Origin of the sequence: Isoptericola sp. NPDC056578, assembly GCF_042793275.1 — a bacterium.
GTDB lineage: Bacteria > Actinomycetota > Actinomycetes > Actinomycetales > Cellulomonadaceae > Isoptericola.
The window spans coordinates 74,294-100,747 of the sequence record NZ_JBHTVC010000008.1; the positions used below are offsets into that span (position 1 = coordinate 74,294).

The 26,454-nt window shown below is 75.0% G+C and carries 23 protein-coding genes; 18 read left to right on the forward strand and 5 right to left on the reverse strand.

From position 1 onward, the window contains the following. Positions 1 to 130: 130 nt before the first annotated feature. From ACFQ80_RS05360 to mnmA, 3 genes are all read left to right on the forward strand, one after another. Positions 131 to 2,398, forward strand: a complete 2,268-nt coding sequence (locus tag ACFQ80_RS05360; protein ID WP_430562845.1) for a PhoX family protein — start codon at positions 131 to 133, stop codon at positions 2,396 to 2,398. Between the two features lie 226 nt (positions 2,399 to 2,624). Next, positions 2,625 to 3,863, forward strand: a complete 1,239-nt coding sequence (locus ACFQ80_RS05365; RefSeq protein ID WP_430562846.1) for a cysteine desulfurase family protein — start codon at positions 2,625 to 2,627, stop codon at positions 3,861 to 3,863. Further along, positions 3,860 to 5,002, forward strand: coding sequence for a tRNA 2-thiouridine(34) synthase MnmA (mnmA, locus tag ACFQ80_RS05370; protein ID WP_430562847.1), 1,143 nt, complete (start codon positions 3,860 to 3,862; stop codon positions 5,000 to 5,002). The genes ACFQ80_RS05365 and mnmA overlap by 4 nt, the downstream gene beginning before the upstream one ends. Here the strand turns inward: mnmA and ACFQ80_RS05375 are convergent. Both ACFQ80_RS05375 and ACFQ80_RS05380 read right to left on the reverse strand, forming a co-directional pair. Then, a complete protein-coding gene (locus ACFQ80_RS05375) occupies positions 4,999 to 6,456 on the reverse strand; it encodes a dihydrolipoyl dehydrogenase family protein (RefSeq protein WP_430562848.1) in 1,458 nt (485 codons plus the stop codon). The two genes, mnmA and ACFQ80_RS05375, sit on opposite strands and share 4 nt — an antisense overlap. Next, positions 6,453 to 7,010: a hypothetical protein gene (locus ACFQ80_RS05380; protein ID WP_430562849.1), complete on the reverse strand. Its 558-nt coding sequence runs from the start codon at positions 7,008 to 7,010 to the stop codon at positions 6,453 to 6,455. Before ACFQ80_RS05380 ends, ACFQ80_RS05375 begins: the two co-directional genes overlap by 4 nt. 122 nt (positions 7,011 to 7,132) lie before the next feature. On the opposite strand from ACFQ80_RS05380, the gene ACFQ80_RS05385 reads away from it, so the two are divergent. Then, positions 7,133 to 7,699 (forward strand): TetR/AcrR family transcriptional regulator, encoded by a 567-nt coding sequence (locus ACFQ80_RS05385; protein ID WP_430562850.1) that lies wholly within the window; start codon positions 7,133 to 7,135, stop codon positions 7,697 to 7,699. A gap of 37 nt (positions 7,700 to 7,736) precedes the next feature. Here ACFQ80_RS05385 and ACFQ80_RS05390 read toward each other — a convergent pair whose 3' ends face one another. Then, positions 7,737 to 8,549: a TrmH family RNA methyltransferase gene (locus ACFQ80_RS05390; RefSeq protein WP_430552079.1), complete on the reverse strand. Its 813-nt coding sequence runs from the start codon at positions 8,547 to 8,549 to the stop codon at positions 7,737 to 7,739. Positions 8,550 to 8,600: 51 nt separating this feature from the next. Then, on the reverse strand, positions 8,601 to 9,095 hold the full coding sequence (locus ACFQ80_RS05395) for an ester cyclase (RefSeq protein WP_430552080.1): 495 nt from the start codon (positions 9,093 to 9,095) through the stop codon (positions 8,601 to 8,603). Between the two features lie 155 nt (positions 9,096 to 9,250). Here ACFQ80_RS05395 and ACFQ80_RS05400 point away from each other — a divergent pair, with 155 nt between their 5' ends. The 9 genes from ACFQ80_RS05400 to ACFQ80_RS05440 all read left to right on the forward strand — a co-directional run bounded on the left by ACFQ80_RS05400 (position 9,251) and on the right by ACFQ80_RS05440 (position 19,942). Next, entirely contained in the window at positions 9,251 to 10,300 is a 1,050-nt protein-coding gene (locus ACFQ80_RS05400; protein WP_430552081.1) for a hypothetical protein, read from the forward strand. A 173-nt stretch (positions 10,301 to 10,473) separates the two neighbouring features. Next, complete coding sequence (locus tag ACFQ80_RS05405) at positions 10,474 to 11,220, forward strand: HAD family hydrolase (protein WP_430552082.1); 747 nt, start codon at positions 10,474 to 10,476, stop codon at positions 11,218 to 11,220. Next, complete coding sequence (locus ACFQ80_RS05410; RefSeq protein WP_430562851.1) at positions 11,217 to 13,694, forward strand: glycoside hydrolase family 65 protein; 2,478 nt, start codon at positions 11,217 to 11,219, stop codon at positions 13,692 to 13,694. The genes ACFQ80_RS05405 and ACFQ80_RS05410 overlap by 4 nt, the downstream gene beginning before the upstream one ends. 151 nt (positions 13,695 to 13,845) lie before the next feature. Continuing rightward, positions 13,846 to 14,847 (forward strand): LacI family DNA-binding transcriptional regulator, encoded by a 1,002-nt coding sequence (locus ACFQ80_RS05415; protein ID WP_430562852.1) that lies wholly within the window; start codon positions 13,846 to 13,848, stop codon positions 14,845 to 14,847. A 96-nt stretch (positions 14,848 to 14,943) separates the two neighbouring features. Further along, positions 14,944 to 16,194, forward strand: a complete 1,251-nt coding sequence (locus ACFQ80_RS05420) for an extracellular solute-binding protein (protein WP_430562853.1) — start codon at positions 14,944 to 14,946, stop codon at positions 16,192 to 16,194. Then, positions 16,191 to 17,150, forward strand: coding sequence for a carbohydrate ABC transporter permease (locus tag ACFQ80_RS05425; RefSeq protein ID WP_430552085.1), 960 nt, complete (start codon positions 16,191 to 16,193; stop codon positions 17,148 to 17,150). The genes ACFQ80_RS05420 and ACFQ80_RS05425 overlap by 4 nt, the downstream gene beginning before the upstream one ends. 5 nt (positions 17,151 to 17,155) lie before the next feature. After that, positions 17,156 to 17,968: a carbohydrate ABC transporter permease gene (locus ACFQ80_RS05430; protein ID WP_430552086.1), complete on the forward strand. Its 813-nt coding sequence runs from the start codon at positions 17,156 to 17,158 to the stop codon at positions 17,966 to 17,968. A 73-nt stretch (positions 17,969 to 18,041) separates the two neighbouring features. After that, complete coding sequence (locus tag ACFQ80_RS05435; RefSeq protein WP_430562854.1) at positions 18,042 to 18,854, forward strand: ThuA domain-containing protein; 813 nt, start codon at positions 18,042 to 18,044, stop codon at positions 18,852 to 18,854. A 32-nt stretch (positions 18,855 to 18,886) separates the two neighbouring features. Continuing rightward, positions 18,887 to 19,942, forward strand: coding sequence for a Gfo/Idh/MocA family protein (locus tag ACFQ80_RS05440; RefSeq protein ID WP_430562868.1), 1,056 nt, complete (start codon positions 18,887 to 18,889; stop codon positions 19,940 to 19,942). Positions 19,943 to 19,981: 39 nt separating this feature from the next. Here ACFQ80_RS05440 and ACFQ80_RS05445 read toward each other — a convergent pair whose 3' ends face one another. After that, positions 19,982 to 22,228, reverse strand: coding sequence for a prolyl oligopeptidase family protein (locus ACFQ80_RS05445; RefSeq protein WP_430562855.1), 2,247 nt, complete (start codon positions 22,226 to 22,228; stop codon positions 19,982 to 19,984). Between the two features lie 190 nt (positions 22,229 to 22,418). On the opposite strand from ACFQ80_RS05445, the gene ACFQ80_RS05450 reads away from it, so the two are divergent. From ACFQ80_RS05450 to ACFQ80_RS05470, 5 genes are read left to right on the forward strand one after another with little or no spacing between them, the layout of a single operon-like run. Continuing rightward, positions 22,419 to 23,813, forward strand: coding sequence for an ATP-binding protein (locus ACFQ80_RS05450; protein ID WP_430562856.1), 1,395 nt, complete (start codon positions 22,419 to 22,421; stop codon positions 23,811 to 23,813). Further along, positions 23,810 to 24,280: a roadblock/LC7 domain-containing protein gene (locus ACFQ80_RS05455; protein ID WP_430562857.1), complete on the forward strand. Its 471-nt coding sequence runs from the start codon at positions 23,810 to 23,812 to the stop codon at positions 24,278 to 24,280. The genes ACFQ80_RS05450 and ACFQ80_RS05455 overlap by 4 nt, the downstream gene beginning before the upstream one ends. Continuing rightward, on the forward strand, positions 24,277 to 24,627 hold the full coding sequence (locus ACFQ80_RS05460) for a DUF742 domain-containing protein (RefSeq protein ID WP_430552091.1): 351 nt from the start codon (positions 24,277 to 24,279) through the stop codon (positions 24,625 to 24,627). The genes ACFQ80_RS05455 and ACFQ80_RS05460 overlap by 4 nt, the downstream gene beginning before the upstream one ends. Beyond that, positions 24,608 to 25,225, forward strand: coding sequence for an ATP/GTP-binding protein (locus ACFQ80_RS05465; protein ID WP_430562858.1), 618 nt, complete (start codon positions 24,608 to 24,610; stop codon positions 25,223 to 25,225). The genes ACFQ80_RS05460 and ACFQ80_RS05465 overlap by 20 nt, the downstream gene beginning before the upstream one ends. Beyond that, positions 25,222 to 26,451 (forward strand): hypothetical protein, encoded by a 1,230-nt coding sequence (locus ACFQ80_RS05470; RefSeq protein WP_430562859.1) that lies wholly within the window; start codon positions 25,222 to 25,224, stop codon positions 26,449 to 26,451. Before ACFQ80_RS05465 ends, ACFQ80_RS05470 begins: the two co-directional genes overlap by 4 nt. Positions 26,452 to 26,454 lie beyond the last annotated feature (3 nt).

Genomic DNA, 26,454 nt, shown 5'->3' on the forward strand with positions numbered 1-26,454 from the left:
CGACGAGCCAGCAGGTCACCTGCTGTTCACCTGAGGGTCGGTGTCACGACGACGTGACGCCATCGGTGCTCCCTACCGTCGGGCTCGTCACCCCCGGTCCCGTCACCGCCCTATCTCAGGAGTGCCACCGATGACGATCGCCCCCGAGTCGCGCCCGCTGCTGGAGCTCGCGGCCACGCCTCACACCCCCCACTACGCCCGCGGCAAGCGCAGCGCGGTCACGTGCCGCCTCAAGTGCGCCGACGCGTGCTCGCACCCCGCGCCCAACGAGTCCGCCAACGAGTACTTCCGCGACGTCGCGGCGCGGGCCCTGTCCCGCCGCGTCATGCTCGGCGGCCTCGCCGCCGCGGCCGCCACCGTCGTCGTCGGCGGGCAGGTCGCCGGCGCGCCAGGCGCGGGCGCCGTCACGTCTTCCGGAGCTGCCGCGGGCCGCGGCTCCGGCAAGGGCCTCGCCTTCGGCGCCATCGTGCCGCAGGACGCCGGCGTGGACGCCTTCGTCGTGCCCGAGGGGTACGAGTGGTCGCCGATCATCCGCTGGGGCGACCCGATCCTGCCCGGCGGCCGCGCGTTCGACGCGGCGAACCAGACGCCGGAGCAGCAGGCCAAGCAGTTCGGCTACAACGTCGACTACCTCGACATCCTGCCGGCCGACCCGGACGACGTCCGCCCCCGCGGCGGCAAGACGAAGCGCGGCACGCGCGGCCTGCTCGTGAGCAACCACGAGTACACCAACGCCGGGATCATGTTCGACGCGTCGTACGACGCGGCCACGCGGCGCGCGATCGAGCGCGCCGCCTGGGGGCTGTCGGTCGTCGAGGTGCGTCGCGACCGCGAGGGCTCGCCGTGGACGTACTCGCGGATCAGCCGCTACAACCGCCGCATCACGGTGGAGACCGAGTTCCGGGTGGACGGCCCGGCGGCAGGCTCCTACCTGATGAAGACGGTCGAGGACCCGAGCGGCACCCGCGTGCGCGGCACCCTCAACAACTGCGCGGGCGGCACCACGCCGTGGGGCACGGTCGTCTCCGGCGAGGAGAACTACAACGCCAACTTCCGCGTCAGCGGCAAGGACCCGCGGGACGCGCGGTACGGCCTGGCCGACAAGGCGACCAGCTACGGCTGGGAGCTCGACGACCCGCGGTTCGACGGTCGCAACCCCGGCTACGAGTACGAGAGCCACCGCTTCGGCTGGATCGTCGAGGTGGACCCGTACGAGCCCGACGAGGCGCCGGTGAAGCACACGGCGATGGGCCGCTTCAAGCACGAGGGAGCCAACGTCATCCTGTCGAAGCGCGGCCACGCCGTGGCGTACATGGGCGACGACGAGCGCTTCGACTACGTGTACAAGTTCGTGTCGAAGAACCGCTTCCGCGAGGGCAGCAGCCGCGGGGCGCGCCGGCACAACAAGACCCTGCTCTCCGAGGGCGACCTGTACGTCGCGCGGTTCCGGGGCGACTCCCCGGCGTCCGAGATCGACGGCACGGGTGCGGTCCCGTCCGACGGCGCCTTCGACGGCACGGGCGAGTGGGTGGCGCTGGTCAAGGACGGCGAGTCGCAGGTGCCGGGCATGACCACGGAGGAGGTGCTCGTCTTCACGCGGCTGGCCGCGGACGCCGTCGGCGCCACCAAGATGGACCGTCCGGAGGACGTGGAGCCCAACCCGCTCACCGGCCGCATCTACGTGGCGTGCACCAACAACACCGACCGCGGCAAGGAGGGCAAGGAGGGCGCCACCGAGCCCAACCCGCGCACCACCAACCGCGACGGCCACGTCGTGGAGATCATCGAGGACCGCGGCGACCAGACCGCCACCACGTTCACGTGGAACCTGCTGCTCGTCGCGGGCGACCCGTCCGTGAACGACTCGACGTACTTCTCCGGCTTCCCCGCCGACAAGGTGTCCCCGATCTCGTGCCCGGACAACCTCGCGTTCGACGCCGAGGGCAACCTGTGGATCTCCACCGACGGCGCGCCGTCGACGATCCAGAAGTGCGACGGGCTGTTCAAGGTCACGCTCACCGGGCGCCAGCGGGGACGCGTCGAGCAGTTCCTGTCGGTGCCGCGAGAGGCCGAGACGTGCGGGCCGGTCGTGGACTCCCGCGACGCGATGGTCTACGTCAACGTCCAGCACCCGGGCGAGAACGGCAGCACCGCCGCCCAGAACTCCTACTTCCCGGACTACCTCGCCGAGGGCGAGCGGGCTCCGGCCGGCGCGTGGCGCGGCCCGCGGCCGTCCACGATCCAGGTCTACAAGGCCGGCCGCGGCGAGCACCCGGGCAACGGCCACGGCAACGGCAACGGTCACGGGAACGGCAACGGTCACGGGAACGGTCACGGGAACGGCAAGGGCGACGGCTGGGACGGCCCCGGCCCGTTCCCCTGGCCCCGCCACCGCTGACCGCGAGGTAGTTCCGGTCTCGCCGAGGTAGTTCCGGTCTCGCCGAGGTAGTGGACCAGACCACTACCTCGGCGAGAGCTGGACTACCTCGCGGGTTCTCGAACTACCTCGCGGGGGCACGGACCACCTCGGCACGGGCGGACCACCTCGTGGTGACTCGGACCACCTCGTGGTGACTCGGGCCCCCTCGCGGAGCCCGGGGGAACAGTTCGTAGACTGGGGGACCGTGACCACCCTCGAGGCTCCCGCGGGCGCCTACCTCGACCACGCCGCCACGACCCCCATGTCGCGGGCGGCGCTCGAGGCGTACGTCGCGGAGGCCGGCCGGACCGGCAACGCGAGCTCGCTGCACTCCGCGGGGCGGGCAGCCCGCCGGGCCGTCGAGGAGTCGCGCGAGTCCGTCGCGGCGTCGCTGGGCGCCCGGCCCAGCGAGGTGATCTTCACCGGTGGCGGCACGGAGTCCGACAACCTCGCCATCAAGGGGATCTTCTGGGGCCGGCGCCGCACCGACGCGCGCCGCACCCGCGTGCTGGTCTCCGCCGTCGAGCACCACGCGGTGCTCGACCCGGCGTTCTGGCTCGCGGGGCACGCGGGCGCGGAGATCGTCCTGCTGCCGGTGAACGGCGACGGCCGCGTGGACCTCGCGGCCCTGCGCGCCGAGCTGACGGAGCACGGCGACGAGGTCGCGCTCGTCTCGGTGATGTGGGCCAACAACGAGGTGGGCACGCTGCAGCCGGTGCGCGACGTCGTCCGGCTCGCGCACCAGCACGGGGTGCCCGTGCACACGGACGCGGTGCAGGCCGTGGGCCAGGTCGAGGTCGACTTCGCGGCCTCCGGCGTGGACGCCATGACGGTGACCGCGCACAAGCTGGGCGGCCCGCTCGGCGTGGGCGCGCTGCTCGCCCGCCGCGACCTGCCGCTCGAGGCGGTGCTGCACGGCGGGGGCCAGGAGCGCGGGGTGCGCTCCGGCACCCTCGACGTGCCCGGGATCCGGTCGTTCGCCGTCGCGCTGGTGGAGACCGTCGCCGCGCGGCACGAGCGCGCCGCGGCCCTGAGCGCCCTGCGCGACCGGCTCGTCGCCGGCGTGCGCGCCGCGGACCCGGAGGCGGTGCTCCGCGGGCCCGACCCGGGCTCGGACGACGGCGCCGCCGCCCGGCTGCCCGGCAACGCGCACTTCACCTTCCCCGGCGCCGAGGGCGACTCGCTGCTCTACCTGCTGGACTCCGCGGGCGTGCAGGCCTCCACCGGGTCCGCCTGCCAGGCGGGCGTGCCGCAGCCGTCGCACGTGCTGCTCGCGATGGGCGTGCCGGAGCTCGACGCGCGCGGCGCCCTGCGCTTCTCGCTCGGCGCGACGTCGACCGCCGACGACGTCGAGCGCCTCGTCGCCGCGCTGCCCCAGGTGGTCCAGCGGGCGCGCGCGGCCGGGCTGGTCTCCGCGCCGGCCGGCGCGGGGGGCACGGCATGAGGGTGCTGGCCGCCATGTCGGGCGGCGTGGACTCGGCCGTGGCTGCGGCGCTCGCCGTGGAGGCGGGCCACGAGGTCGTCGGCGTGCACATGGCGTTGAGCCGCAACCGCGACCAGTTCCGCACGGGCTCGCGCGGCTGCTGCTCCATCGAGGACGCCGGCGACGCGCGCCGGGCCGCGGACGTGCTCGGCATCCCGTACTACGTGTGGGACCTGTCCGAGCGGTTCGAGGAGACGGTCGTCGCGGACTTCCTGTCGGAGTACGAGGCGGGCCGCACCCCGAACCCGTGCGTGCGCTGCAACGAGCACATCAAGTTCGAGGCCCTGCTCGACAAGGCCACGGCCCTCGGCTTCGACGCTGTCGCCACCGGCCACTACGCGCGGGTCGTGACGCACGAGGCCCCCGACGGCACGGTGACCCGCGAGCTGCACCGGTCGCCGAACGACGAGAAGGACCAGTCGTACGTGCTGGCCGTGATGGGCCCGGAGCGGCTGGCGCGCGCGATGTTCCCGCTCGGCGGCTTCGCCTCCAAGGCCGAGGTGCGCGCGGAGGCCGAGCGCCGCGGCCTGTCCGTGAGCGCCAAGCCCGACTCCTACGACATCTGCTTCGTGGCCGACGGCGACACCCGCGGGTTCCTGCGCGACCGGCTCGGCTCGCGCCCGGGGGAGGTCGTGGACACCGACGGCGCCGTCGTCGGGGAGCACGACGGCGCGTACGCGTTCACGGTCGGCCAGCGCAAGGGGCTCGGCCTCGGTACCCCCGCCGCCGACGGGCGCGCGCGGTACGTCGTGGACGTGCAGACGTCGACCAACACCGTCGTCGTGGGCCCGGCCGAGCTGCTGAGCGTGGACCGGGTCGCCGCCGGGAAGGCCGTCTGGTTCGCCCCGCCGCCCGCCGCCTGGGTCGACGACGTCGAGGTGCAGGTCCGCGCCCACGGCGCGCCGGTCCCCGCGCGGGTGCGCGTGACGACCGGCACGCCGGGCCGGGACGGGGCCGTGGCCGACGACGGCGTGCCGGGCCTGGAGCTGCACCTCACCGGCACCCCGTTGCGCGGCGTCGCCGCCGGGCAGTCGGTCGTCGTCTACCGCGGCACGCAGGTGCTCGGCCAGGCGACCGTGGCCGACGCCTGGCGTGGTTAGGGCGCGGAGAGCGTCGCGTCCCGTCCGTACGCCTCGAGGAGCCGCAGCCAGACCTCGCTGACGGTCGGGTAGGCGGGGACGGCGTGCCACAGCCGGTCGAGCGGCACCTCGGCGGTGACGGCGACCGTCGCGGCGTGCAGCAGCTCGCCGACGTCCGGCCCGACCGCGGTGAAGCCGACGAGCACCTGCCGGTCCTCGTCCACGACCATGGCGGCCCGCCCTGTGTACCCGTCGGCGTGCAGTGCCGCGCCGGCGACAGATCCGAGGTCGTGCTCGACGGCGCGGACGCGGAGCCCGGCCGCCGCGGCGGAGGCGACGGTGTGCCCGACGGTCGCGACCTCCGGGTCGGTGAAGACGACCTGCGGCACGGCCCGCAGGTCTGCCGTGGCGGCGTGCCGGCCCCAGGGGGACAGGTCGACGGCGGCGCCCCGGGCGCGGGCGACGATGGTGTCGCCGACGGCCCGGGCCTGGTACTTGCCCTGATGGGTCAGCAGCGCGCGCCGGTTGACGTCGCCGGCGGCGTAGAGCCACCCGTCGCCCACCGGAGCGTCGTCGGGGCCGAGGACGCGCAGGGAGTCGTCCACGCGCAGCCAGTCGCCCGGGGTGAGCCCGAGCCGGTCCAGGCCGAGGGCGCCGGTGGCCGGCCGGCGGCCGGTCGCGACCAGCACCTCGTCGGCATCGACGGCGGCGCCGTCCGCGAGGAGGATGTGCACCACCCCCTGCGCGTCGCGGTGGACGCGCACGGGCTCGGTCCGTAGGTGCTGCACGACGCCTGCCGCCTTCAGCGATCGGGCCACGAGGTCGCTCGCGAACGGCTCCACGGCGGGCAGCAGCCCGTCCCGGGCCACGAGGGTGACGTGCGCCCCGAGGGCCGCGTACGCCGTCGCCATCTCGGCGCCGACGACGCCGCCGCCGACGATCGCGAGCCGCGCGGGCACGGCCTGCGCCGCGGCGGCCTCCCTGCTGGTCCACGGGGCGGCGTCGGCCAGCCCGGGGATCTCCGGGAGCCGGGCGCCGCTGCCTGTGGCGACCACCACGGCGTGCCGCGCCTCGAGGGTGGCCGTGGACCCGTCGGCGCCGGTCACCTCGACGGTGCGCGTGCCGGCGACCCGCCCGGTGCCGCGGACGAGGTCGATCCCGGCCTGCTCCAGCCAGGCGACCTGGCCGCCGTCGTCCCACCGGGCGGCGAACTCGTCGCGACGCCGTAGCACGGCCGTGGTGTCGAGCTCGCCTGTCACGGCCGCGCGGGCGCCGGGCAGGCTCCGGGCGGCGCGCAGCGCGGCGGCGTCGCGCAGGAGCGCCTTGGTCGGCATGCAGGCCCAGTAGGAGCACTCCCCGCCGACGAGCTCGCGCTCCACGACCACCGCCGTGAGGCCGCCCTGCACCACCCGGTCGGCGACGTTCTCCCCGACCGGACCGGCGCCGATGACGACGACGTCGTACGCCGCGGTCATCGTGCGGCCCGCGCGACGCGGTGGAGCCGGAGGGCGGAAGCGAGGAAGAAGACGCCGCCGAGCGCGGCGTACCCGGCGAGCGAGGTCAGCGCCGCGTCCGGGCCGCCGGCCATCATGACGAACCCGCCGCCGGCGAGCACGGAGATGCCGCCGCTGAGGATCATGGCCCACTGGCCGCCGAGCCGGTAGCGCCGGACGGCGACGACGAGCTGCACGATCCCGGCGGTGATCGCCCAGGCACCCCAGACACGCAGCACGGCGGGGATGCCGGAGGTGACGGCGAAGCCGAGGGCGACGGCGGTCAGCAGGCTGAGGACGACGTTCACCCGGAGGCCGACGGCGGGGCGCGCGGCCTTCGAGGCCCGCAGGTCCACGACCGCCGCGGCGACGTCGAACAGCGGGTACAGCACGAGCAGCGCCGTGCTCACCGGGCCGATGCTCGACGCGGTGACGAACAGCAGCACCGCCCAGACGACGGCGAAGCCGAACCGGACGAGGTAGAGGTTCCGCAGGGCGGTGGCGGTGGCGGTGGGGGGTTCCACGGTGGTGGTCATGGGCTCATTCCTTTGAGGACGGACAGAGGTAGACTTACTAGTCACTCTACCGAGCGGGACCGTACACACGGCGGGGCGTCGAGCGCAAGAGGAAGGCCGCTGGCCGGGCAAGGAGGGCACGTATGATCGCGACCGTGCAGGGGTCCGTGCGAGAGCGCCTGATCGAGGCGGCGAACGAGCTGTTCTACGCGCACGGGCTGCGGGCCGTGAGCGTCGACAAGGTCATCGACCGTGCCGGGACCACGAAGGTGACCTTCTACCGGCACTTCAAGAGCAAGGACGACCTCGTGGTCGCCTACCTCGAGCACCGTGCGGCGCTCGAGCGCGACGGGGTCGACGCCGCCGTCGCGCAGGGGGCCGGCGACGTCGACGCGACGCTGCGCCTCCTCGCCGAGGGCACCGGGGCCGTCGCGTGCAGCCCCGGGTTCCGCGGCTGCCCGTTCATCAACGCCGCCGCGGAGTACCCCGACGCCGACAGCCCCGTCCGCCGGGCGGTCGACGCCCACCGCCGGTGGTGGGAGGACGCCTTCGCGCGGCTGGTCGCCCCGCTCGCCCCGGCCGACCCCGCCGCCGTCGCCGAGGACCTCATGCTCCTGCGCGACGGTGTCATGGTCGCGGGCTACCTCGGGGACCCCGCCCGGGTGGCCGACTCGTTCCTGCGCAGCTGCCGCGCCGTCGTGCGCCCCTGACCGCCCGGTGGGCGGTGGCGGGCGTCAGGGGCGGGCGTCAGCCCCTGGCGAGCCGCTGCCGGTGCGCCTCGTACAGCACGATCGAGGCGGCGTTCGAGGCGTTGAGCGAGCTGGCCGACCCGGCCATGGGGATCGCGACGGTGACGTCGGCGGCCTCGCGCCACCCCCTCGACAGCCCGGCCGTCTCGTTGCCGACGGCGAGCAGGACGGGGCCGGTGAGGTCGACGTCGGCGGGCGCGGCGTCGCCGTCCTCGTCGGTCGCGACGACGGTCACCGGGCGCCCGGCGGCGCGGTGCGCACCCACCCAGTCCATGACCTCGCCGTGCGAGGCCGCCCGCACCACGGGCAGCGCGAACAGGGAGCCGGTCGTCGCGCGCACGGCCTTCGGGTCGTACGGGTCGGCGGCGTGGCCGGTGACGACGAGCCCGTCGGCGCCGAACGCGTCGGCGGAGCGCACCACCGCGCCGATGTTGCCCGGCTGGGTGGGCCGGTCGAAGACGACGCCCAGGAACGCCGGCCCGACCGGGACGCGCGCCAGGTCGTCGTCCGGCATCGCGACGACCGCCAGCAGCTCGCTGGCGCCCTCGTCCTTCTCGGCGAGCTCGGCGAGCAGGTCGGGGGACATCGCGATCGTCTCGGCGCCCGTCGCCTGCAGCATCTCCTGGGCCCACGACGACAGCCGGCGGTCCGTCTCGTGCAGCAGCGTGCGCACCTGCCAGCCGTGCTCGACGGCCATCGTGATCGGGCGCACGCCCTGCACCAGGAACTCCCCGGCGCGGCCCCGCTTGGTGCGGTTCGTGAGCAGCGTCTGCAGCTGCTGGAAACGGGCGTTGCGCACGGTGATCCGCATGGGCGCAGTCTCCCACGAGTAGCCGGACGGCCCGACGTGCGACGGCTCCGGTCAGCGGCGCAGCTCGTGCTCCCACCACACCTGGTCGCGCATCACCCAGTGCTCGGCCTCGAGCCCGTCGGCGACGCGGACCAGGTGCATCTCGCGCACGGTGAAGCGCCGGTGCGACGGCGCGACGCCGAGGAAGAACCCCGAGTGCAGGGCGCTGAACGCGACGTGCAGGGCCACCAGGTCACCCTCCGTGACGGCGTGCAGCACCTCGACCCGCTGCTCGTCGAAGGCGTCGTGGAACCAGTGCATGGTCGCCACCAGCGCGTCGGGCCCGCCGGCGCAGCCCGGCAGCACGTCGTGGTTGCGGAAGCCGGGCGCGAGCTGGCGTCGCAGCACCGCCTCCGCGCCCGACGGCATCGCGTTGGCGTGCACGCGCGTCGCGACCGCCCGCGGGGTGGACAGCACGGCCCGTGACCCGCCCGCGGGTTGCGCGAGCGGTGACGCGGAGGCCCGGCCCGCGGGTGCGGCGGGCGCCTGGTCGAGGATGACGGACATCGGGACTCCTTCGTCGGACCGTTACCGTGCTCCTACCCTTCGAGAGCGGCGGTGGGCCGCTGCATGACGGGGTGGGAGAGGTGACATCGGGTGACATCGGGTGACAGCGTGGTGGACGTCGTGGACGGACGACCGGCCGGGGCGGGGGCGGACGCGTGACCGCGGTCTCCGGGCACGGACCCTGGCCCGGCGGCGTGCGTGACGAGCTCGTGGCGCAGCAGACCGTGCTCGACGACCTGGCGTCGTCGCCCACCGGTGTCGATCCTGTGCCGTTCCTCGCCCAGCTCACCGGTCGCGGGCCGGGGGCCGACGCCGTCGGACGGACGGCGTCGCTGCTGGCGGAGATGCCGGTCGAGCTGGGCCCGCACGGCTGGAAGCTCACCGACCACCCCGGCGCCGACCTGCGCCGCGCGGAGTCCCTGCTGCGGGAGGACCTGTCGGCGCTGGCCGTCGCGGCCGTCGGCCACGACGGCCCGCTCGCCGTCGAGCTCACGGGCCCGTGGACCCTCGCCGCGCAGCTGTGGTCCGCGCGCGGCGACCGGGTGCTCGCCGACGTCGGCGCCCGCCGCGACCTGTCGCTCGGGCTGGCCGAGGCCGTGCGCCGGCACCTGGCGGAGGTGCGGGCCCAGGTCCCCGGCGCGACGCCGGTCGTGCAGCTCACCGAGCCGCTGCTGGGACAGGTGCACGCGGGCGTGCTGCCCAGCTTCTCCGGCTACTCCCGGCTCCGGGCCGTGCCCGGGCCCGACGTCGTCGAGGGGCTGCGGCCCGTCGTCGACGCCGCCCACGACGCCGGCGCCCGCGTCGTCGTGCACCTCGGCGCCACCTGGGTGGGCGTGCCGCCCGTCGCGCTCGCGGGGGCGGACGCCGTCGGGCTGGACCTCGCCGACGTCGGCGGCGCGGGGGAGTCGGCGGGCTGGAACGAGCGCGCCTGGGAGCTGCTCGCCCGCGCCACCGAGCGGGGCATGGGCCTGTGGGCCGGGCTGCCGCCCGCCACCGTCTCGCAGTGCTCGGGGCCGCAGCTCGGCGAGCTGGTCCGCCTGGTCGCCGAGCCGTGGCGCCGCATCGGGCTGCCCGCGGCCGGGCTGGCCGACGTGACGCTGCTCGCGGCGCCCCGACGGAGCCTCGCCGACGTCGACACCCATCGCGCGGAGCTGGCGAACCTCGGGCGGGTGGCGGAGGCGCTCGCGGAGCGCGCGGCGTCCTGAGCCGGCCCTGCGTGCGGGACGGATCGGGGGCGGTCGAGGGACCGATCCGCGAAGATCTCACCGAGGCGCGGCGCGTGCTCCCGGTGCACCCCGGTGACTGCGTAGGCTGAACCTCGGCGTCGGCCCGCAGGGGGCACGGTGCCCGACCCGACCCCGACCCGCGAAGGACTCCCGTGACCAGCCTCCGAGCCGTGCTGTTCGACCTCGACGGCGTGCTCACCCCGACCGCCGAGGTGCACATGCGGGCGTGGGAGCGCCTGTTCGCGCCGTGGTGCGAGGCCCGCGGCCTCGCGCCGTACACGTCCGCGGACTACTTCGCGCACATCGACGGCAAGCCGCGCTACGACGGCGTGGCGACGTTCCTCGCGTCGCGCGGCGTCGAGCTGCCGCGCGGCACCGCCGACGACGCGCCCGGGGAGGACACCGTGAGCGCCCTCGGCAACCGCAAGGACGCGATCGTCAACCGCATGTTCGACGAGGAGGGCATCGCCCCGTACCCGGGCTCGGTGCGCTTCCTCGACGCCGTGACCGCCGCGGGCGCGCAGGTCGCCGTCGTGTCCTCGTCGCGCAACACGCCCGCCGTGCTCGCCGCGGCGGGGCTGACCGAGCGGTTCGGGGTCGTCGTGGACGGCAACGTCGCCGCGCGCGAGCACCTGGCGGGCAAGCCCGCGCCCGACACGTACCTGCGGGCCGCCGAGCTGCTCGGCGTCCCGGCCGCTGAGGCGGTCGTCGTCGAGGACGCCCTGTCGGGCGTGCAGGCCGGCGCGGCCGGGCCGTTCGGCCTGGTGCTCGGCGTCGACCGCGGCGTCGGGGCCCGCGCCCTCGCCGCGCACGGCGCGGACCGCGTGGTCGCCGACCTGGGCGAGCTGGACGCCTCGATCCTGGACGCGCCCGCCGACCGGCAGGAGGGGCGGGCATGATCCGCCGCACCGCCGACGAGCAGCGGTCCGTGGACCACCTGCGTTTCCCCGCCGAGCCGTGGCGCCTCGTGGAGGCCGAGTTCTCCGCGGAGGACCTCGGTGTCACCGAGTCCCTCTTCGCGGTGGGGAACGGCTACCTCGGGATGCGCGGCAACGTCGAGGAGGGCCGCGAGTCCCACTCGCACGGCACGTTCGTCAACGGCTTCCACGAGACGTGGCCCATCCGGCACGCCGAGGAGGCGTACGGCTTCGCCAAGGTGGGCCAGACCATCGTCAACGCGCCGGACACCAAGGTGATCCGGCTGTACGTGGACGACGAGCCGCTGCTGCTGCCGGTCGCGGACCTCGTCGACTACGAGCGCGCGCTCGACATGCGCGACGGCGTGCTGCGGCGCGAGATCCTGTGGCGCACGCCGTCGGGCAAGCGGGTCAAGGTGACCTCGCAGCGCATGGTGTCGTTCGTCGAGCGGCACCTGGGCGTCATGACGTTCGAGGTCACGCTGCTGGACGCCGACGGACCCGTGGCCATCTCGTCGCAGATCCTCAACCGGCAGGACGGCCAGGACGAGTACCACGTGCCCGCCGCGTCGCTGGGGGAGGGCTTCGACCCGCGCAAGGCGGAGGCGTTCGCCGGCCGGGTGCTGCAGCCGCAGACGCGCTGGGGCGACGACGAGCGGCTCGTGCTGTCCTACCGGTCCACGAACTCGGGCATGACGCTCGCCGTCGCGGCGGACCACCGCCTCGAGACCGTGGACGACTGGGACGTGCGCACGCAGGTGGACGACGACCTCGCGAAGCACGTGTTCCGCGTCGACGCGAAGGCGGGGCACACGATCCGCCTCACCAAGGTCGTCACGTACCACACGTCCCGCGGCGTCCCGACGCGCGAGCTCGTCGACCGGTGCCGGCGCACCCTGGACCGGGTGCGCGCCGGCGGCATCGAGGAGCAGTTCACCCACCAGCGCACCTGGCTGGACGACTTCTGGGCGCGGTCGGACGTCGAGATCTCGGGCCGCCCGGAGATCCAGCAGGCGGTGCGGTGGAACCTGTTCCAGCTCGCCCAGGCGACCGCGCGGGCCGAGGGGTCCGGCGTCCCTGCCAAGGGCCTGACCGGCAGCGGGTACTCGGGGCACTACTTCTGGGACACGGAGATCTACGTGCTCCCGTTCCTCACCTACACGAGCCCGCGGTACGCCCGCAACGCCCTGCGGTTCCGCTACCAGATGCTCGACGCCGCACGACGCCGCGCCAAGGAGCTGTCGCAGAAGGGCGCCCTGTTCCCGTGGCGCACCATCAACGGCGAGGAGGCGTCGGCGTACTACGCGGCCGGCACCGCGCAGTACCACATCGACGCGGACATCAGCTTCGCCCTGGTGCAGTACGTGCGCGCCACGGGCGACACGGACTTCCTGCGCCGCGAGGCGGTGGACGTCCTCGTCGAGACGGCGCGCATGTGGGAGGACCTCGGCTTCTGGCGCGCCAACGGCGACGACAACTTCCACATCCACGGCGTGACCGGCCCCGACGAGTACACGACCGTGGTGAACGACAACCTGTTCACCAACGTCATGGCGCGGTTCAACCTGCGTGCCGCGGCGTTCGTCGTGGAGACGATGCGCGAGGAGTTCCCGGAGGACTACGAGCGTCTCGCGGACCGCCTGTCCCTGGGCGTGCACGAGACCACCGAGTGGACCCGGGCCGCGGACCACATGTCCATCCCGTACGCGGACAGCATCGGCATCCACCCCCAGGACTCCCACTTCCTCGAGCGGGAGATCTGGGACCTGGCCGCGACGCCGGTGACCAAGCGCCCGCTGCTGCTGCACTACCACCCGCTCGTGATCTACCGGTACCAGGTGCTCAAGCAGGCGGACGTGGTGCTCGCGCTGTTCCTGCAGGGGCAGCACTTCTCGGCCGAGCAGAAGCTGGCCGACTTCGAGTACTACGACCCGCTGACCACCGGTGACTCGACGCTGTCGGGCGTGGTGCAGTCGATCGTCGCGGCGGAGGTCGGGTACCACGAGCTCGCGCTCGAGTACTTCGTGTCCTCGCTGCTCGTGGACCTGGCGAACCTGCACGACAACGCGGCCGACGGCGTGCACGTGGCGTCCGCGGGCGGCACCTGGTCGGCGCTCGCGTTCGGCTTCGGCGGCATGCGGGACCACGACGGCGTGCTGTCGTTCGACCCGCGCCTGCCGCAGGGCTGGGAGGCGCTGACGTTCCGCGTGCAGTGGCACGGGTCGCGGCTGCGCGTCACGGTGCGTCCCGACGAGCTCGAGCTCGTCGCCGAGACGGGCGACGGCGCGAAGGTCCTGGTGCGGGGCGAGCAGGTGGCGGTCACCGCCGGCGAGCCCGTCGTCGTCCCGCTCGACGGCCAGGGCCCGGTGCGGCCCGGCCGGCCCAGCCTGCGGGCGCTGTCCGGCAACCGCCGGGACGACGGCACCCTCATCACCGCGACGGTGCCGCACTCCTGACGATCGCTCGTCGAGCCTGCCGGCACCCGGTGCGGACCAGGCCCGGGGCGTGACGCTTGTCACGCCCCGGGCGCTGACGGTACATTCGTCGGCGATGCGCATCGATGCGCATCGATGACCGACGGCGCGGACGGGGGGCACGGTGGCGAAGATGCCCACGAGCGCCGACGTCGCGCGTGAGGCCGGCGTGTCGCAGAGCACCGTCTCGTACGTCATGAGCGGCAAGCGCCCGATCTCCCCGGAGACCCGCCGGCGCGTCCAGGACGCCATCGATCGCCTGACCTACGAGCCGCACGCCGGGGCGCGCGCCCTGGCGGGGCACCGCACGAGCACCATCGCGGTCGTCGTGCCCGTCAACCCGGAAGCCGGCGCGCGGCAGCTCATGATGTTCGTCGAGGAGATCCTGCTGGCGGCACGGCGTCGCGACCATGACGTCCTCCTCGTGACCGCCGACGAGGGCCCGGCCGGGCTGCGCCGCGTCGCGGGCCGCTCGCTGTGCGACGCCCTCGTCGTCATGGAGGTCGGCACCCACGACGACCGCGTGGACGTGGCGCGGGGCCTGCCGCTGCCCGTCGTGTTCATCGGGATCCCCGACGACGCCGAGGGCCTCGACTGCCTCGACTTCGACTTCGAGGCGGCGGGCCGGCTGCTCGTGGCCGAGCTGGCCGACCTGGGGCACCGGACGGTGGACGTGCTGGGCTGGCGGCCGGACGTCGCGGCGCAGGGCATCAACTACGTGCCGCGCTTCGAGCGCGGGGCGCGCGCGACGGCCGCGGAGCGCGGCGTCGAGCTGCGCTGGCACCGGCCGACCGGCGAGGCGGACGTGCGGCGGGCGGTCGACGGCGCCCTCGCGTCCGGCGGGGTGCCCGGGCTCGTGGTCGCCAGCCCGATCCCCGAGACGCTGCGCGCGCTGGCCGACCGGGGCCGTGTGCCCGGCAGGGACGCCGACCTCGTGGGCCTCGCCATCGACAGCGAGGCCGCACCGTACGGCCTCACCGCCACGTCGCCGCAACCGCGCGACGTCTCGCGGCGCGTGATGGAGCGTGTCTTCGCCCTGCTCGACGGCGAGACGCCCCGCGGCCGCGAGCAGGAGCTCGTGCCGGCGGCGCTGGTGCGGCGCGCGTCGACGCGCACCGCACGACCGGCGGGCTAGCCCTCCCGGCACCCGTACCCGCACCACTACCCGAACCGATGACGAGGAAGGTGGAGACTCATGCATCATCGATGCGCATCGACGACGACCGGAGGGGTGCCCACCCGGGCACCGGCCTGGCCGGACCGCCCGGTCTCGCGCCGGGCCGTCACCGCCGCCGGGCTGCTGGCGCCGCTGGCCGCGCTCCTGGCCGGGTGCGGAGCCGAGGGGGCGGCGACGTCGCCGCGGACGCTGCGCGTCCTCGACACGTACACCAACGACCCCGACCGCACCGTGATCGGCGGTGCGCTCGACGCGGCGGCGTCCAAGGTCGGCGTCACGCTCGAGCGCGTCTCCGTCGCCGGCGACTCGCTGATCCAGCGGGTGCTCCAGCAGGGGTCGTCCGGGACGCTGCCGGACATCCTCATGCTCGACAACCCGGACCTGCAGCAGATCGCCGCCACCACGGCCCTGCGCCCGTTCGACGAGGTCGGCGTGCCCACCGACGGGTACACCGAGGGCGTCACCTCGGCGGGCACCTACGACGGGCGGGTCTACGGGCTCGCCCCGACGGTGAACACCATCGCGCTCTTCTACGACGTCCGTGCCCTGGACGAGGCGGGCGTCGCGCCGCCGACCACCTGGGCCGAGCTCCGCGAGGCGGCGGCCGCGCTGACCCGGGGCTCGCGCTACGGCCTCGCCTTCTGCGGCAACGCGACCTACGAGGGCACCTGGCAGTACCTGCCGTTCTTCTGGTCGAACGGCGCCGACGAGCGGCGCATCGCCACGCCGGAGGCCGCCGCCGGGCTCGACCTGCTCGCCGGGACGGTCGCCGACGGGCACGCGTCCACGTCGGTGCTGAACTGGAGCCAGGCGGACGTCAAGGACCAGTTCGTCGCCGGGCGCGCCGCCATGATGGTCAACGGGCCCTGGCAGATCCCCGAGCTGGAGGCGATCGACGGCCTCGAGTACGACGTCGTCACCCTGCCGGTGCGCGACCCGGCCAGCCAGCGTCCCGTCGCCCCGCTCGGGGGCGAGGTGTGGTGCGTGCCCGCCACCGGGGACCGCGCCAAGGAGCGGCTCGCCGGTCAGGTCCTCACGGAGTTCCTCTCGGACGAGAGCCTCGTGTCCATGGCGGCGGAGCGCTCCACCGTGCCCGGCAGGCCGGCCCTCATCGAGCCGTTCCTCGAGCGCCGTCCCGAGATGGCCGCGTTCGCGGAGCTCGTCCGTGGGGCCCGCGCCCGCACGGCCGAGCTCGGCGCCGAGTGGCCGGCGACGGCGACCGCCCTGTACACCGCCGTCCAGCTCGCGGTCTCCGGCCAGGCCTCGGCGCAGGACGCCCTCGCGGAAGCCCAGGAGTACGTATGACGACGACGACCACCCCCGCCGCACCGCCCCGGCTCGCGCCGGCGCCCGCCTCGGGCCGGCGTCCCGGGGCCCGGCACCGCAACCGCCGCCTGGTCACGCTTCTGTTCCTCGGCCCGGCGGTGCTGTACCTGCTGCTGTTCTACGGGTACCCCGTGGTCCAGAACGTCGTGATGGGCTTCCAGCACTACACGATCTCGACCTTCTTCACGGGCGCGGCGCCCTGGGCCGGCCTCGACAACTACCGCGAGGTCGTCGGCAGCCCGCTGTTCCGCACGGCCCTGCTCAACACGGTCCTGTTCACCGTGGGGTCCATCGCCGGGCAGTTCGTGCTGGGCCTGGCGGTCGCGCTGTTCTTCCGCCGCCGGTTCCCGCTCTCCGGCTTCCTGCGGTCGCTGATCCTGCTGCCCTGGCTCATCCCGCTCATCGCCGCCAGCGCCGTGTGGAAGTGGATCCTCGATACCGAGTCCGGCGCCCTCAACCGCGTCCTCGTCGGCACCGGCCTCGTGGACACGGGCGTCCCCTGGCTGAGCAGCACGTCGCTGGCCCTGGTCACCGTCATCGTCGTCAACGTCTGGATCGGCATCCCCTTCAACGCCGTCATCCTGCACGGCGGCCTGCAGGGCATCCCCGACGAGCTCTACGAGGCGGGCGCCCTCGACGGCGCCACCCGCTGGCGCGCCTTCCGGCACATCACGTGGCCCATGCTGCGGCCGGTCGTCACCGTGGTGCTGGTGCTCGGCGTCGTCTACACGCTCAAGGTGCTCGACATCATCCTCGGGCTGACGGGCGGCGGGCCCGCGAACGCCACCCAGACGCTGGCCACGCAGTCCTACCAGCTGTCGTTCGCCACCTTCGACTTCGGTCAGGGGGCCGCGGTGAGCAACATCCTCATCGTGATCTCGCTGATCTTCGCTGCCGTCTATCTGCGCCTGAACCGGCGCGCCGTGGATGAGTGAGGCCCATGAACACCGTCCGACACCCCTGGCTCCACACCGCGGCGGGCATCCTCGTGATCGCGGTGCTGCTGTTCCCGATCTACTGGATGGTCAACGCGTCGCTGCAGCCGAACGGCGCGACCGTCGACACGGGCTGGCTGCCGCTGTCGCCCGACCTCAGCGGCTACCGCACGGCGCTCGCGGACCAGGGCGCCAACCTGGTCACGAGCCTCGTGGTCGCCGTCGGCAGCGTCGCCCTGAGCCTGCTGATCGCGGTCCCGGCGGCCTACGCGCTGGCCCAGTTCCGGCTGCGCTGGGCCGGCCTGGTCCTGTTCGGCATCCTCATCAGCCAGATGATCCCGGGCATCGTCATCGCCAACGCCCTGTACGGCGCGTACGCCGACCTCGGCCTGCTGAACTCGATCCCCGGGCTGATCCTCGCGGACTCGACGGCGGGCATCCCGTTCGCGATCCTCATCTGCCGCGCCTTCATGCAGTCGCTGCCGCCGGCCGTCGTCGAGGCCGCCCTCGTCGACGGCGCCGGGCCGGTCCGCGCGTTCGTCTCGGTCGTGCTGCCCATCAGCCGCAACGCCCTCATCACGGCGGGCCTCTTCACCTTCCTGTTCACCTGGAGCGACTTCCTGTTCGCCCTGACCCTGACCACCACCGAGGACGTCCGGCCGGTCACGCTCGGCATCTACAACTACCTCGGCGCCTACGTCAACGACTGGAGCGCGGTGATGGCGACCGCCGTCCTCGCGTCGGTCCCCGCGATCGTCCTCCTCGTCGTCGCGCAGAAGTACGTCGCCGCCGGCGCCACCGGCGGGGCCGTCAAGTGAGGCTCGGCGGCGCGCCCCGGCACCTCCCCGAGAACCTGTCCGCAGAACCCTCCCCGAGAAACGGAGCACCCTCATGACCACCACCCCCGCACCGATCCGCGTCACCGTCTGGGGCGAGAACCGCCACGAGCAGCTCGAGCCGTCCGTCGCCGCCCGCTACCCCGACGGGATGCACGGCGCCGTCGCGCAGGGCATCGAGGAGCACCTCGGCGCCGGCGTGCGCGTGCGCACCGCGACGCTCGACGACCCCGAGCACGGGCTCACCGAGGAGGTGCTGCGCGACACCGACGTGCTCACCTGGTGGGGGCACGCCGCGCACGGCGAGGTCTCCGACGAGGTCGTCGAGCGGGTGCACCGCCACGTGCTCGAGGGCATGGGGCTCGTCGTCCTGCACTCCGGCCACTGGTCGAAGATCTTCATGAAGCTCATGGGCACCACCTGCACCCTGCGCTGGCGCGCCGAGCACGACCGGGAGCTGGTGTGGACGGTCGACCCGACCCACCCGATCGCCCAGGGGATCCCGCACCCGATGATCATCGAGGAGGACGAGATGTACGGGGAGTTCTTCGACGTCCCCGCCCCGGACGAGACCGTCTTCCTCAGCACCTTCTCCGGCGGCGAGGTCTTCCGCTCCGGCATCACCTACCGGCGCGGCTTCGGCAAGATCTTCTACTTCCGCCCGGGCGACCAGGAGTACCCGACGTACTTCCACGACGGGGTCCGCAAGGTCATCTCCAACGCCGTCGAGTGGGCCGTGACCCTGCGCCCCGAGCGCACCACCCCCACCCTGCTGCGCTACGAGACCGAGGACTTCTACCGCGGCCAGGGCTACGGCGGCGCGCTGAACGACGACGCTCGTGCCGCCGCGGCGGAGGCCGGGCTGTGAGCACCCCGCTGGTCCTCGTCGGCGCCGGGGGCATGGGCCGGGCGTGGCTGTCCGCCATCCGGGCCGAGCCGGGGGCGGAGCTGGCCGGCGTCGTCGACCTCGACCTCGACGCGGCTCGCGGGGCGCTCGCGGAGGCCGGGCTGGCGGACGTCCCGGTCGGGACGGACGCCGTCGCGCTCGCCCGGGAGACCGGGGCGCGCGCGGTCGTGAACGTCACCGTCCCGGCCGCGCACCACCCCGTCACCACGGCCGCGCTGTTCGCGGGGCTGCCCGTGCTCGGCGAGAAGCCGGTGGCCGAGTCGGTGCCGCGCGCGCTCTCGCTCGCCGCGGCCGCCGAGGTGACCGGGGAGCTCTTCGTGGTGAGCCAGTCGCGCCGCTACAACCGGCAGCTCTTCGCCTTCCGGGAGCAGGCGCGCACGCTGGGCGACCTGGGGGTGCTCACCACGGAGTTCTTCAAGGCGCCCCGCTTCGGCGGGTTCCGCGACGCGATGGCGCACCCGCTGCTGCTCGACATGGCGATCCACCCCTTCGACACCGCCCGGTTCCTGCTGGGCGCCGAGCCCGTCTCGGTGTACTGCGAGGAGTTCAACCCGTCGTGGAGCTGGTACGCCGGCGACGCCGCGGCCACCGCGGTGTTCGAGATGACGGGCGGCGTCCGCTACTCCTACACGGGCAGCTGGTGCAGCCCCGGCCAGGAGACGTCGTGGAACGGGGCCTGGCGGCTCTCCGGGCGGGACGGCACCGCCCTCTGGGACGGCGACCACGAGCCGGTCGTCGAGGGGCCGAGTGACAGGCCGCACGACGCGGCGCAGGGCGTGGACCCCGGTGACGGGATCGCCGGGTCGCTGGCGACCTTCCTGGCGGCGCTCGACGGCGGTCCCACGCCCATGGGCGAGGTGCACGAGAACGTGCTCAGCCTCGTCATGGTGGCCGCGGCCGTCGAGTCGGCCGCCACCGGCGCGAAGGTCCTCGTCGACGACCTGCTCGAGCGTGCCTACGCCGAGGCCCTGGCCACGGAGTCGCGGGAGGACGTGCGCGCGCAGCTCGCGTCGTGGACGTCCGTGCGCGCGGCGCTCGGGCCGGCCTGACGCCGGGTCCCGGCGGGCTCGCCCGCCGGGACCGGCCGGTCAGGCCAGGCGCTCGTGCAGGAACGTCCAGGCCAGGGCGGACATGTGCGCGGCCTGCGCGTTGTTGGCGGCGCCGCCGTGGCCGCCCTCGACGTTCTCGTAGTAGGTCACGTCCCGCCCGGCCGGCCCGCCCGCGGCCAGCATCAGCGCCGCCATCTTGCGCGCGTGGCCGGGGTGCACGCGGTCGTCCTTCGTCGACGTCGTGAACAGCACCGGCGGGTAGCTGCGGTCGCCGTCGAGCAGGTGGTACGGCGAGAAGGTGCGGACGAACTCCCAGTCCTCGGTGTCGGGGTCGCCGTACTCAGCCACCCACGACGCGCCGGCGAGCAGGTGGGAGTACCTCAACATGTCGAGCAGCGGCACCTGCACCACGACCGCGCCGAACAGGTCCGGGTACTGCGTGAGCATGTTCCCCGCCAGCAGGCCGCCGTTGGACCCGCCCTGCGCGCCGAGGTGCTCGGGCGTGGTGATGCCGCGGGCCACGAGGTCGCGCGCGACGGCGGCGAAGTCCTCGTAGGCCTTGTGCCGGCGCTCGCGCAGCGCGGCCTGGTGCCACGCGGGGCCGTACTCGCCGCCGCCGCGGATGTTCGCGACGACGTACACGCCGCCGCGGGCGAGCCACGCCCGCCCCACCGTGCCGGAGTAGCCCGGCAGCAGCGGGATCTCGAAGCCGCCGTACCCGTACAGCAGCGTGGGCGCGGTGCCCGGCCCTGTCCCCGGCGTCGTCGGGTCGGCGGGCTCGACCAGGTCCTGGCGGCCCACGACGAAGTACGGCACGCGGGTGCCGTCGTCGGAGGTGGCGAAGTGCTGCACCGCGACCATGCCGTCCGCGTCGAAGTAGGCCGGCGCGGCCTTCAGCGGCTCCGGCTCGCCCGGCTCCGCGTCGGGACCGGCGACGGTCGCCAGCGCGAGCGTGGACGGCGTGAGGTACCCGGTGGTCGTGACCCAGACGTCGTCGCCGTCCAGGGGGTCGACGGCGCGCACCCCGACGGTGAGCAGCCCGCCGCCGAGCGGGAGCTCCGAGCGGGTCCAGGGCACGCCGGCCGCCGCGTCGAGGGACGTGTCGGCGGGCGGGGTGAGCACGTGCACGGCGTTCTTCACGTCGTCGAGCACGTTGACGACCAGGTGGTGGCGCGTCCACGAGGCACCGACCAGCGACGTCGACGGCGTGGGCGCGAACAGGACCGTGAGGTCGCGCGAGCCGGCGAGGAACGCGTCCGCGGGCGCGGCCAGCAACGACCCGGCGGCGTAGGTGGTGGCCGCGGGCGTCCAGTCGTCGCGCAGCTCCACCAGCAGCCACTCGCGGTGGAAGCCGACCTCCGCCGACTCGGGCACCTCGATCCTCACCAGCCGCTGCTCGGGCGTCCCGACCGCCTCGACGAGGAACGTCTCCGACCGGTAGAAGGCGATCGAGCGGCTCACGAGGTCGCGCTCGAAGCCGGGCGTGCGCGAGCGGCGCGCGGAGATGTACATGTCGTCGTCGGCGCCCTCGTACACCAGCGGCGCGTCCTCGAGCGCCGTCCCGCGCCGCCACAGCCGCACGGTCCGCGGGTAGCCGGACGGCGTCGTCGTGCCCGGGCCGAAGTCGGTGAAGACGTACACCGTGTCCTCGTCGGCCCACGCCAGGCCGCCCTTGGCGCCGGTACGACCGTCGTCGCGCGCCGTGTCGCGCTCGAACCCGCCCTCGGCGGCGGGGACGAACCGCTTGTCGACGAGGTCGAACTCGCGCGTGACGTCCGCGTCGGAGCCGCCGGGGGAGAGGTCGACCAGCGCGCGGCGCGAGGGCTCGCCCGCCGCGAGCTGCGCGGGCGTCGGGCGCAGCAGCGACGCGCCGTGCCACACCCAGCTCTCGCCCTCCGCCGCGGCGAGGGCGTCGAGGTCGAGCACCGTCTCCCAGGCGGGGGAGTCGGTCCGGTACGAGTCGAGGGTGGTGCGGCGCCACATCCCGCGCTCGTGCTCCGCGTCGCGCCAGAAGTTGTACAGGTGGTCGCCGATCCGGGAGACGTCGGGGATGCGCTCGTCGGAGTCGAGCACCTCGCGGACCGCCGCCTCCGTCGCGGCGAAGCCGGGGGCGCCTCCGACGGTCGCGTGCGCGTGGTCGTTGCGGCCGCGCACCCACGCCAGCGCCTCGGCGCCCTCGACCTCCTCGAGCCACGCGAACGGGTCCGGGCGGGTCGGGTCGAGCGGGGTCGGCGGTGCGGCGTCCAGGGCTGACGGTGGTGCGGGCTCGAGTCGCTCGGCGGTCATGTCCGGCACCCTAGCCGCCGGGCGCGCCGAGGGGTGGCGGTGCCTTTCACCCGGGGGGTGCCCGTGGTAGAAACTCCTGGTCAGGGCATTGATCCCGCTATGGACGATCCAAGGGTTTCGCGGAAAAAGCCGCTTTCGCGCGGCACGGTCACCGCCGCCGGGACCCGACCCTTCCACCCACGGGGGTGCGGTGAGCACGACGACCTCTGCCGGCTCGCGCGCGACGGCGCGCGTCCCGGCCCAGCTCTGCGCGGCCGCGGCCGTCCTGTGCCTCGCGGCGGTGCCGGTGCTCGGCGACCGGCTCCCGCCCGAGGGGGCGGCGGCGCTGTCCGGAGCCGCCGCGCTGCTCGTCGTCGTCGCGGTGGTGGCGCTGTCCCGCGCCGTCGCGCGCGGGGACCGCGACCGCGCCGTGCTGCGGACGGAGCGCGACGCGCGCGCGGCGGAGCTCGCCGCCGCCGCCGGTGCGCTGGACGACGCGACGGCCGAGCTCGCGCGCACCCGCGAGGCCCGCGACGACCAGCGCTCCGCCGTGGAGACCGCCGTCGTCGCCCTGGGGCGCAAGGTGCAGGCGTCGGCGCACCGCATCCAGGAGGAGGCGGCGCGGATGGTGCAGCGGCACGCGGCCGACCCGGACGTCCTGCAGACCTCCATGCGGATCGACCACGCCGCCGCGCAGCACGCGCGCCAGGCGCAGAACCTCGTCGCGCTGTGCGGCCGGCGGCCCGGGCAGACGTGGGACGACCCGCTCGCCCTGCCGGACGTCGTGCGCGCGGCCGCCGGCCGGATCACGGCGTTCCAGCGCGTCGAGGTGTCCGGCGACCCGGGGCTGGCCGTGGTCGGCCGCGCGGTCGAGCCGGTCGTGCACGTCCTCGCCGAGCTGCTCGCCAACGCCACCCAGTGCTCGCCCCCCAGCACCCAGGTGCTCGTCGCGATCCGGCAGGTGCAGCGGGGCGCGGTCGTCGAGGTCGACGACTGCGGCGTCGGGATGGCCGCCCGCGAGCTGGAGCGGGTGCGCGCCGTCGCGTCCGGCGCGCGGTCCGTCGGCATCGCCGACCTCGGCGAGGTGCCGCAGACCGGCCTCGCGGTCGTGGGCTCGTACGCCCGTGCCCTCGACCTGCGCGTGGACCTCACGGAGTCCGTGTACGGCGGCCTGCGCGCCGTGGTCATGGTGCCGGCCGAGCTCGTCACCGCGGCCGCCGCGGCGCCCGACACCCTCGCCCCGAGCGTCGACGAGCCCTGGCCGCAGCAGCCAGCCCCGGAGGTGCGGCCCGGGCCGGCGGCGCCCGAGGCCCACGGCGGCGGGACGCCGGGGCCGGACGGCGCCCCGACCCTGCCGCAGCGGCGCTCGCGCCGCGGCCCCGCCACGGGGACCCAGCGCGCGGTGCCCGGCGCGCCGCCGACCGCCCCGACCGCGGCGGTCCCGGCACAGACGGCGGAGGAGGCCGGCGCGTGGATCGGCGCGTTCTTCTCCGCCGACCGGGACGCCTCCGCCGGCGCACCCGACGACGCCGCCGGGACCCCGACCACCGACCATCCCAGCCAGCAGCCGTCCGCCGTGCCGGACGTGACCTCGGAGGACACATGACGACCTCGACCACCGACGCGACCCCCGCGCCCGCGCACCCGGACAGCTGGATGCTCGACCTCGTCGCGGGGGTGCGCGGCGTGCGGCACGTCGTCGTGCTCAGCTCGGACGGCCTGGTGAAGGTCCGCACGGACGTCACGCCGCCGGACACGGCCGACAAGGTCGCGGCGGCGTGCGCCGGCCTCGTGGCGCTCGGCATGAGCATGGGCCGGGAGTTCGGCGCCGGCGACGCGCTGCGGCAGGTGCTCGTCGAGTTCGACGGCGGCTTCCTCTTCGTGCGCGGCGCGGGCGACGGCTCGCGGCTGGCGGTCGTCACCGACGCGGCGGTCGACCCGGGGCTCGTGGCCCAGCAGATGCAGGCCCAGGTGCTGATGATCGGCGAGCGGACGCTCGGCACGGACGTCCTGCGCCCCGCAGCCACGCCCGCCGGCGTGCCCGCCGTTCCCGCTGCGGAGGGGACGCGATGACGGGCGGCTACCGCGACCACCCGGTGCGCTCGTACGTCCTCACGGGCGGGCGCGCGCACCCCAGCCGCAACACGCTGCGGCCCGAGACGCTGCTGTGCGCGGTGGACGACGGCCGCGAGCTGCCCGTCGGCGCGGGGCGGCACGAGCGCGCCCTGCTCGAGACGTGCCGCGGCACGCTCGCCCTGGCCGAGCTCGCCGCGTACCTGCACCTGCCCACCAGCCTGGTCGCCGTCCTCGCCTCCGACCTGCTCGACGCCGGCTACCTGGCGGTCCGGTCGTCGGCGCATCACGACCTGCCGGGCGTCGGCCTGCTGGAGGAGGTCCTCGATGGTCTCCGCCGGTTCTGAGGCACCGCCCGTCGACCCGGCCTCCCTGCACCTGGCGCCCACGGTCGAGCGCTCGGTGAAGGTGCTCGTCGTCGGCGCGTACGGCGTCGGCAAGACGACGCTCATCGGCGCGGTGAGCGAGATCCCCGTGCTGAGCACGGAGGAGACGATCACGGCGGCCAGCGTCGGCGTCGACCCGCGGCTGGGGGAGAAGAGCACGACGACGGTCGCGATGGACTTCGGGCGCGTCACGGTGGGCGGCACCACGGCCCTCTACCTGTTCGGCACGCCCGGGCAGAAGCGCTTCTGGGACCTGTGGGCGGGGCTGGCGGACGGCGCGGTCGGCGCGCTCGTGGTCGTGGACACGCGCCGCCTGGAGGAGAGCTTCGAGGTGCTGGACCAGCTCGAGGAGCACACGGCGCTGCCGGTCACGGTCGTCGTCAACGAGTTCCCGGACGCGCCGCGGCACGGCACCGACGCGGTGCGCGCCGCGCTCGACCTGCCGCCGGACACCCCCGTCGTCGCCGGCGACCTGCGCGAACGGCGGCAGGCCGTCGAGGCGCTCCAGGCGCTCGTCGCGCACGCGGTGCGCCTCGCCCGCGCGGGCGCCGCGGCATGAGCCTCACCGGCGCGGTGCGCGTGGTGCGCCTCGAGGACGTGGCCGACCGGCCGCTCCTCGCCGACCTGGTCGGCGCGCCCGACCCGGCGGCGCGGTACGAGGCGCTGCGCTCGCGCTGGGGGGCCCTCGCGCCCGTCGACCTCGAGCCGGGCGTGCCCGCGTGGCTCGCGCTCGGCCACGCGGAGGTCGCCGCCGTCCTGCGCAACGAGGCGATGTTCTCCCGCGACGCGCGGCACTGGCGGTACGAGGCGGAGGGACTCGTCGGGCGGCGCTCGGCGACCCGCGCGCTGCTCGCCTCGCGCGACGGCGCCCACGACCGGGACGGTGCGGAGCACCGGCGCCTGCGCACACCCCTGGCCGACGCGCTCGACGCCGTGGAGGACAAGCGCGTGCGGCGGACGGCGGACGTCGCCTGCACCTCGGTGCTCGACCGCCTGGCCGCCCGCGGCACGGCGGACCTGGTGGCGGAGTACGCCGTCGACGTGCCGGTGCGGGTGCTGGCCGACCTGCTCGGCATGACGCTCGCGGACGCCCGCCGGATGCACGAGCTCACCGTCGCCCAGCGCTCCGGCACCGACGACGCGTACCCGGCGTCCCTCGAGGCGGAGGACCTGCTCGCGGGCTTCGTCGCCGGGCGTCGCGCGGAGCCGAGCGACGACCTGACGTCCGCGCTGCTCGCCCACCCCGCCCACGAGAACGACCTCGAGGTGATGGCCGCCGTCGCGCTCGTGTTCGCCACGGCGCACGACGCCGAGATCGCGTGGATCGCGACCGCGGTGCAGCGGCTGCTCGCCGACCCGGGGTTCGCCGGCCGTCTGCACGGCGGCCGCCTCTCGCTCGACGACGCGCTCGACGAGGTGGCGCGGGACGCGCCCCCGCTGCCGCACCTGCGGCCGCGCTACGCCCTCGCCGACGGCGAGCTGGGCGGCCAGGCGATCGCGGCGGGCGACGCCGTCGTGCCGGCGGTGGCGGCGGCCAACGCCGACCGCACCGTCCGCGCCGCGGACCCGTGGGAGCAGGCCGACGCGCGCTTCCACCTCACGTGGGGGACCGGCGCGCACGCGTGCCCGGCGCACCGCACGGCGCCGCTGATCACCCGGACGGTCGTGGGGCACTTCCTCGCCCGGGTCGCGGACGTGGAGCTGACCGTCGCGCCGGCCGACGTCGTGCCCGTGCGCTCCGCGTGGGTGCGCTACCCGAGCGCGCTCCCCGTGCGCTTCAGGTGACCG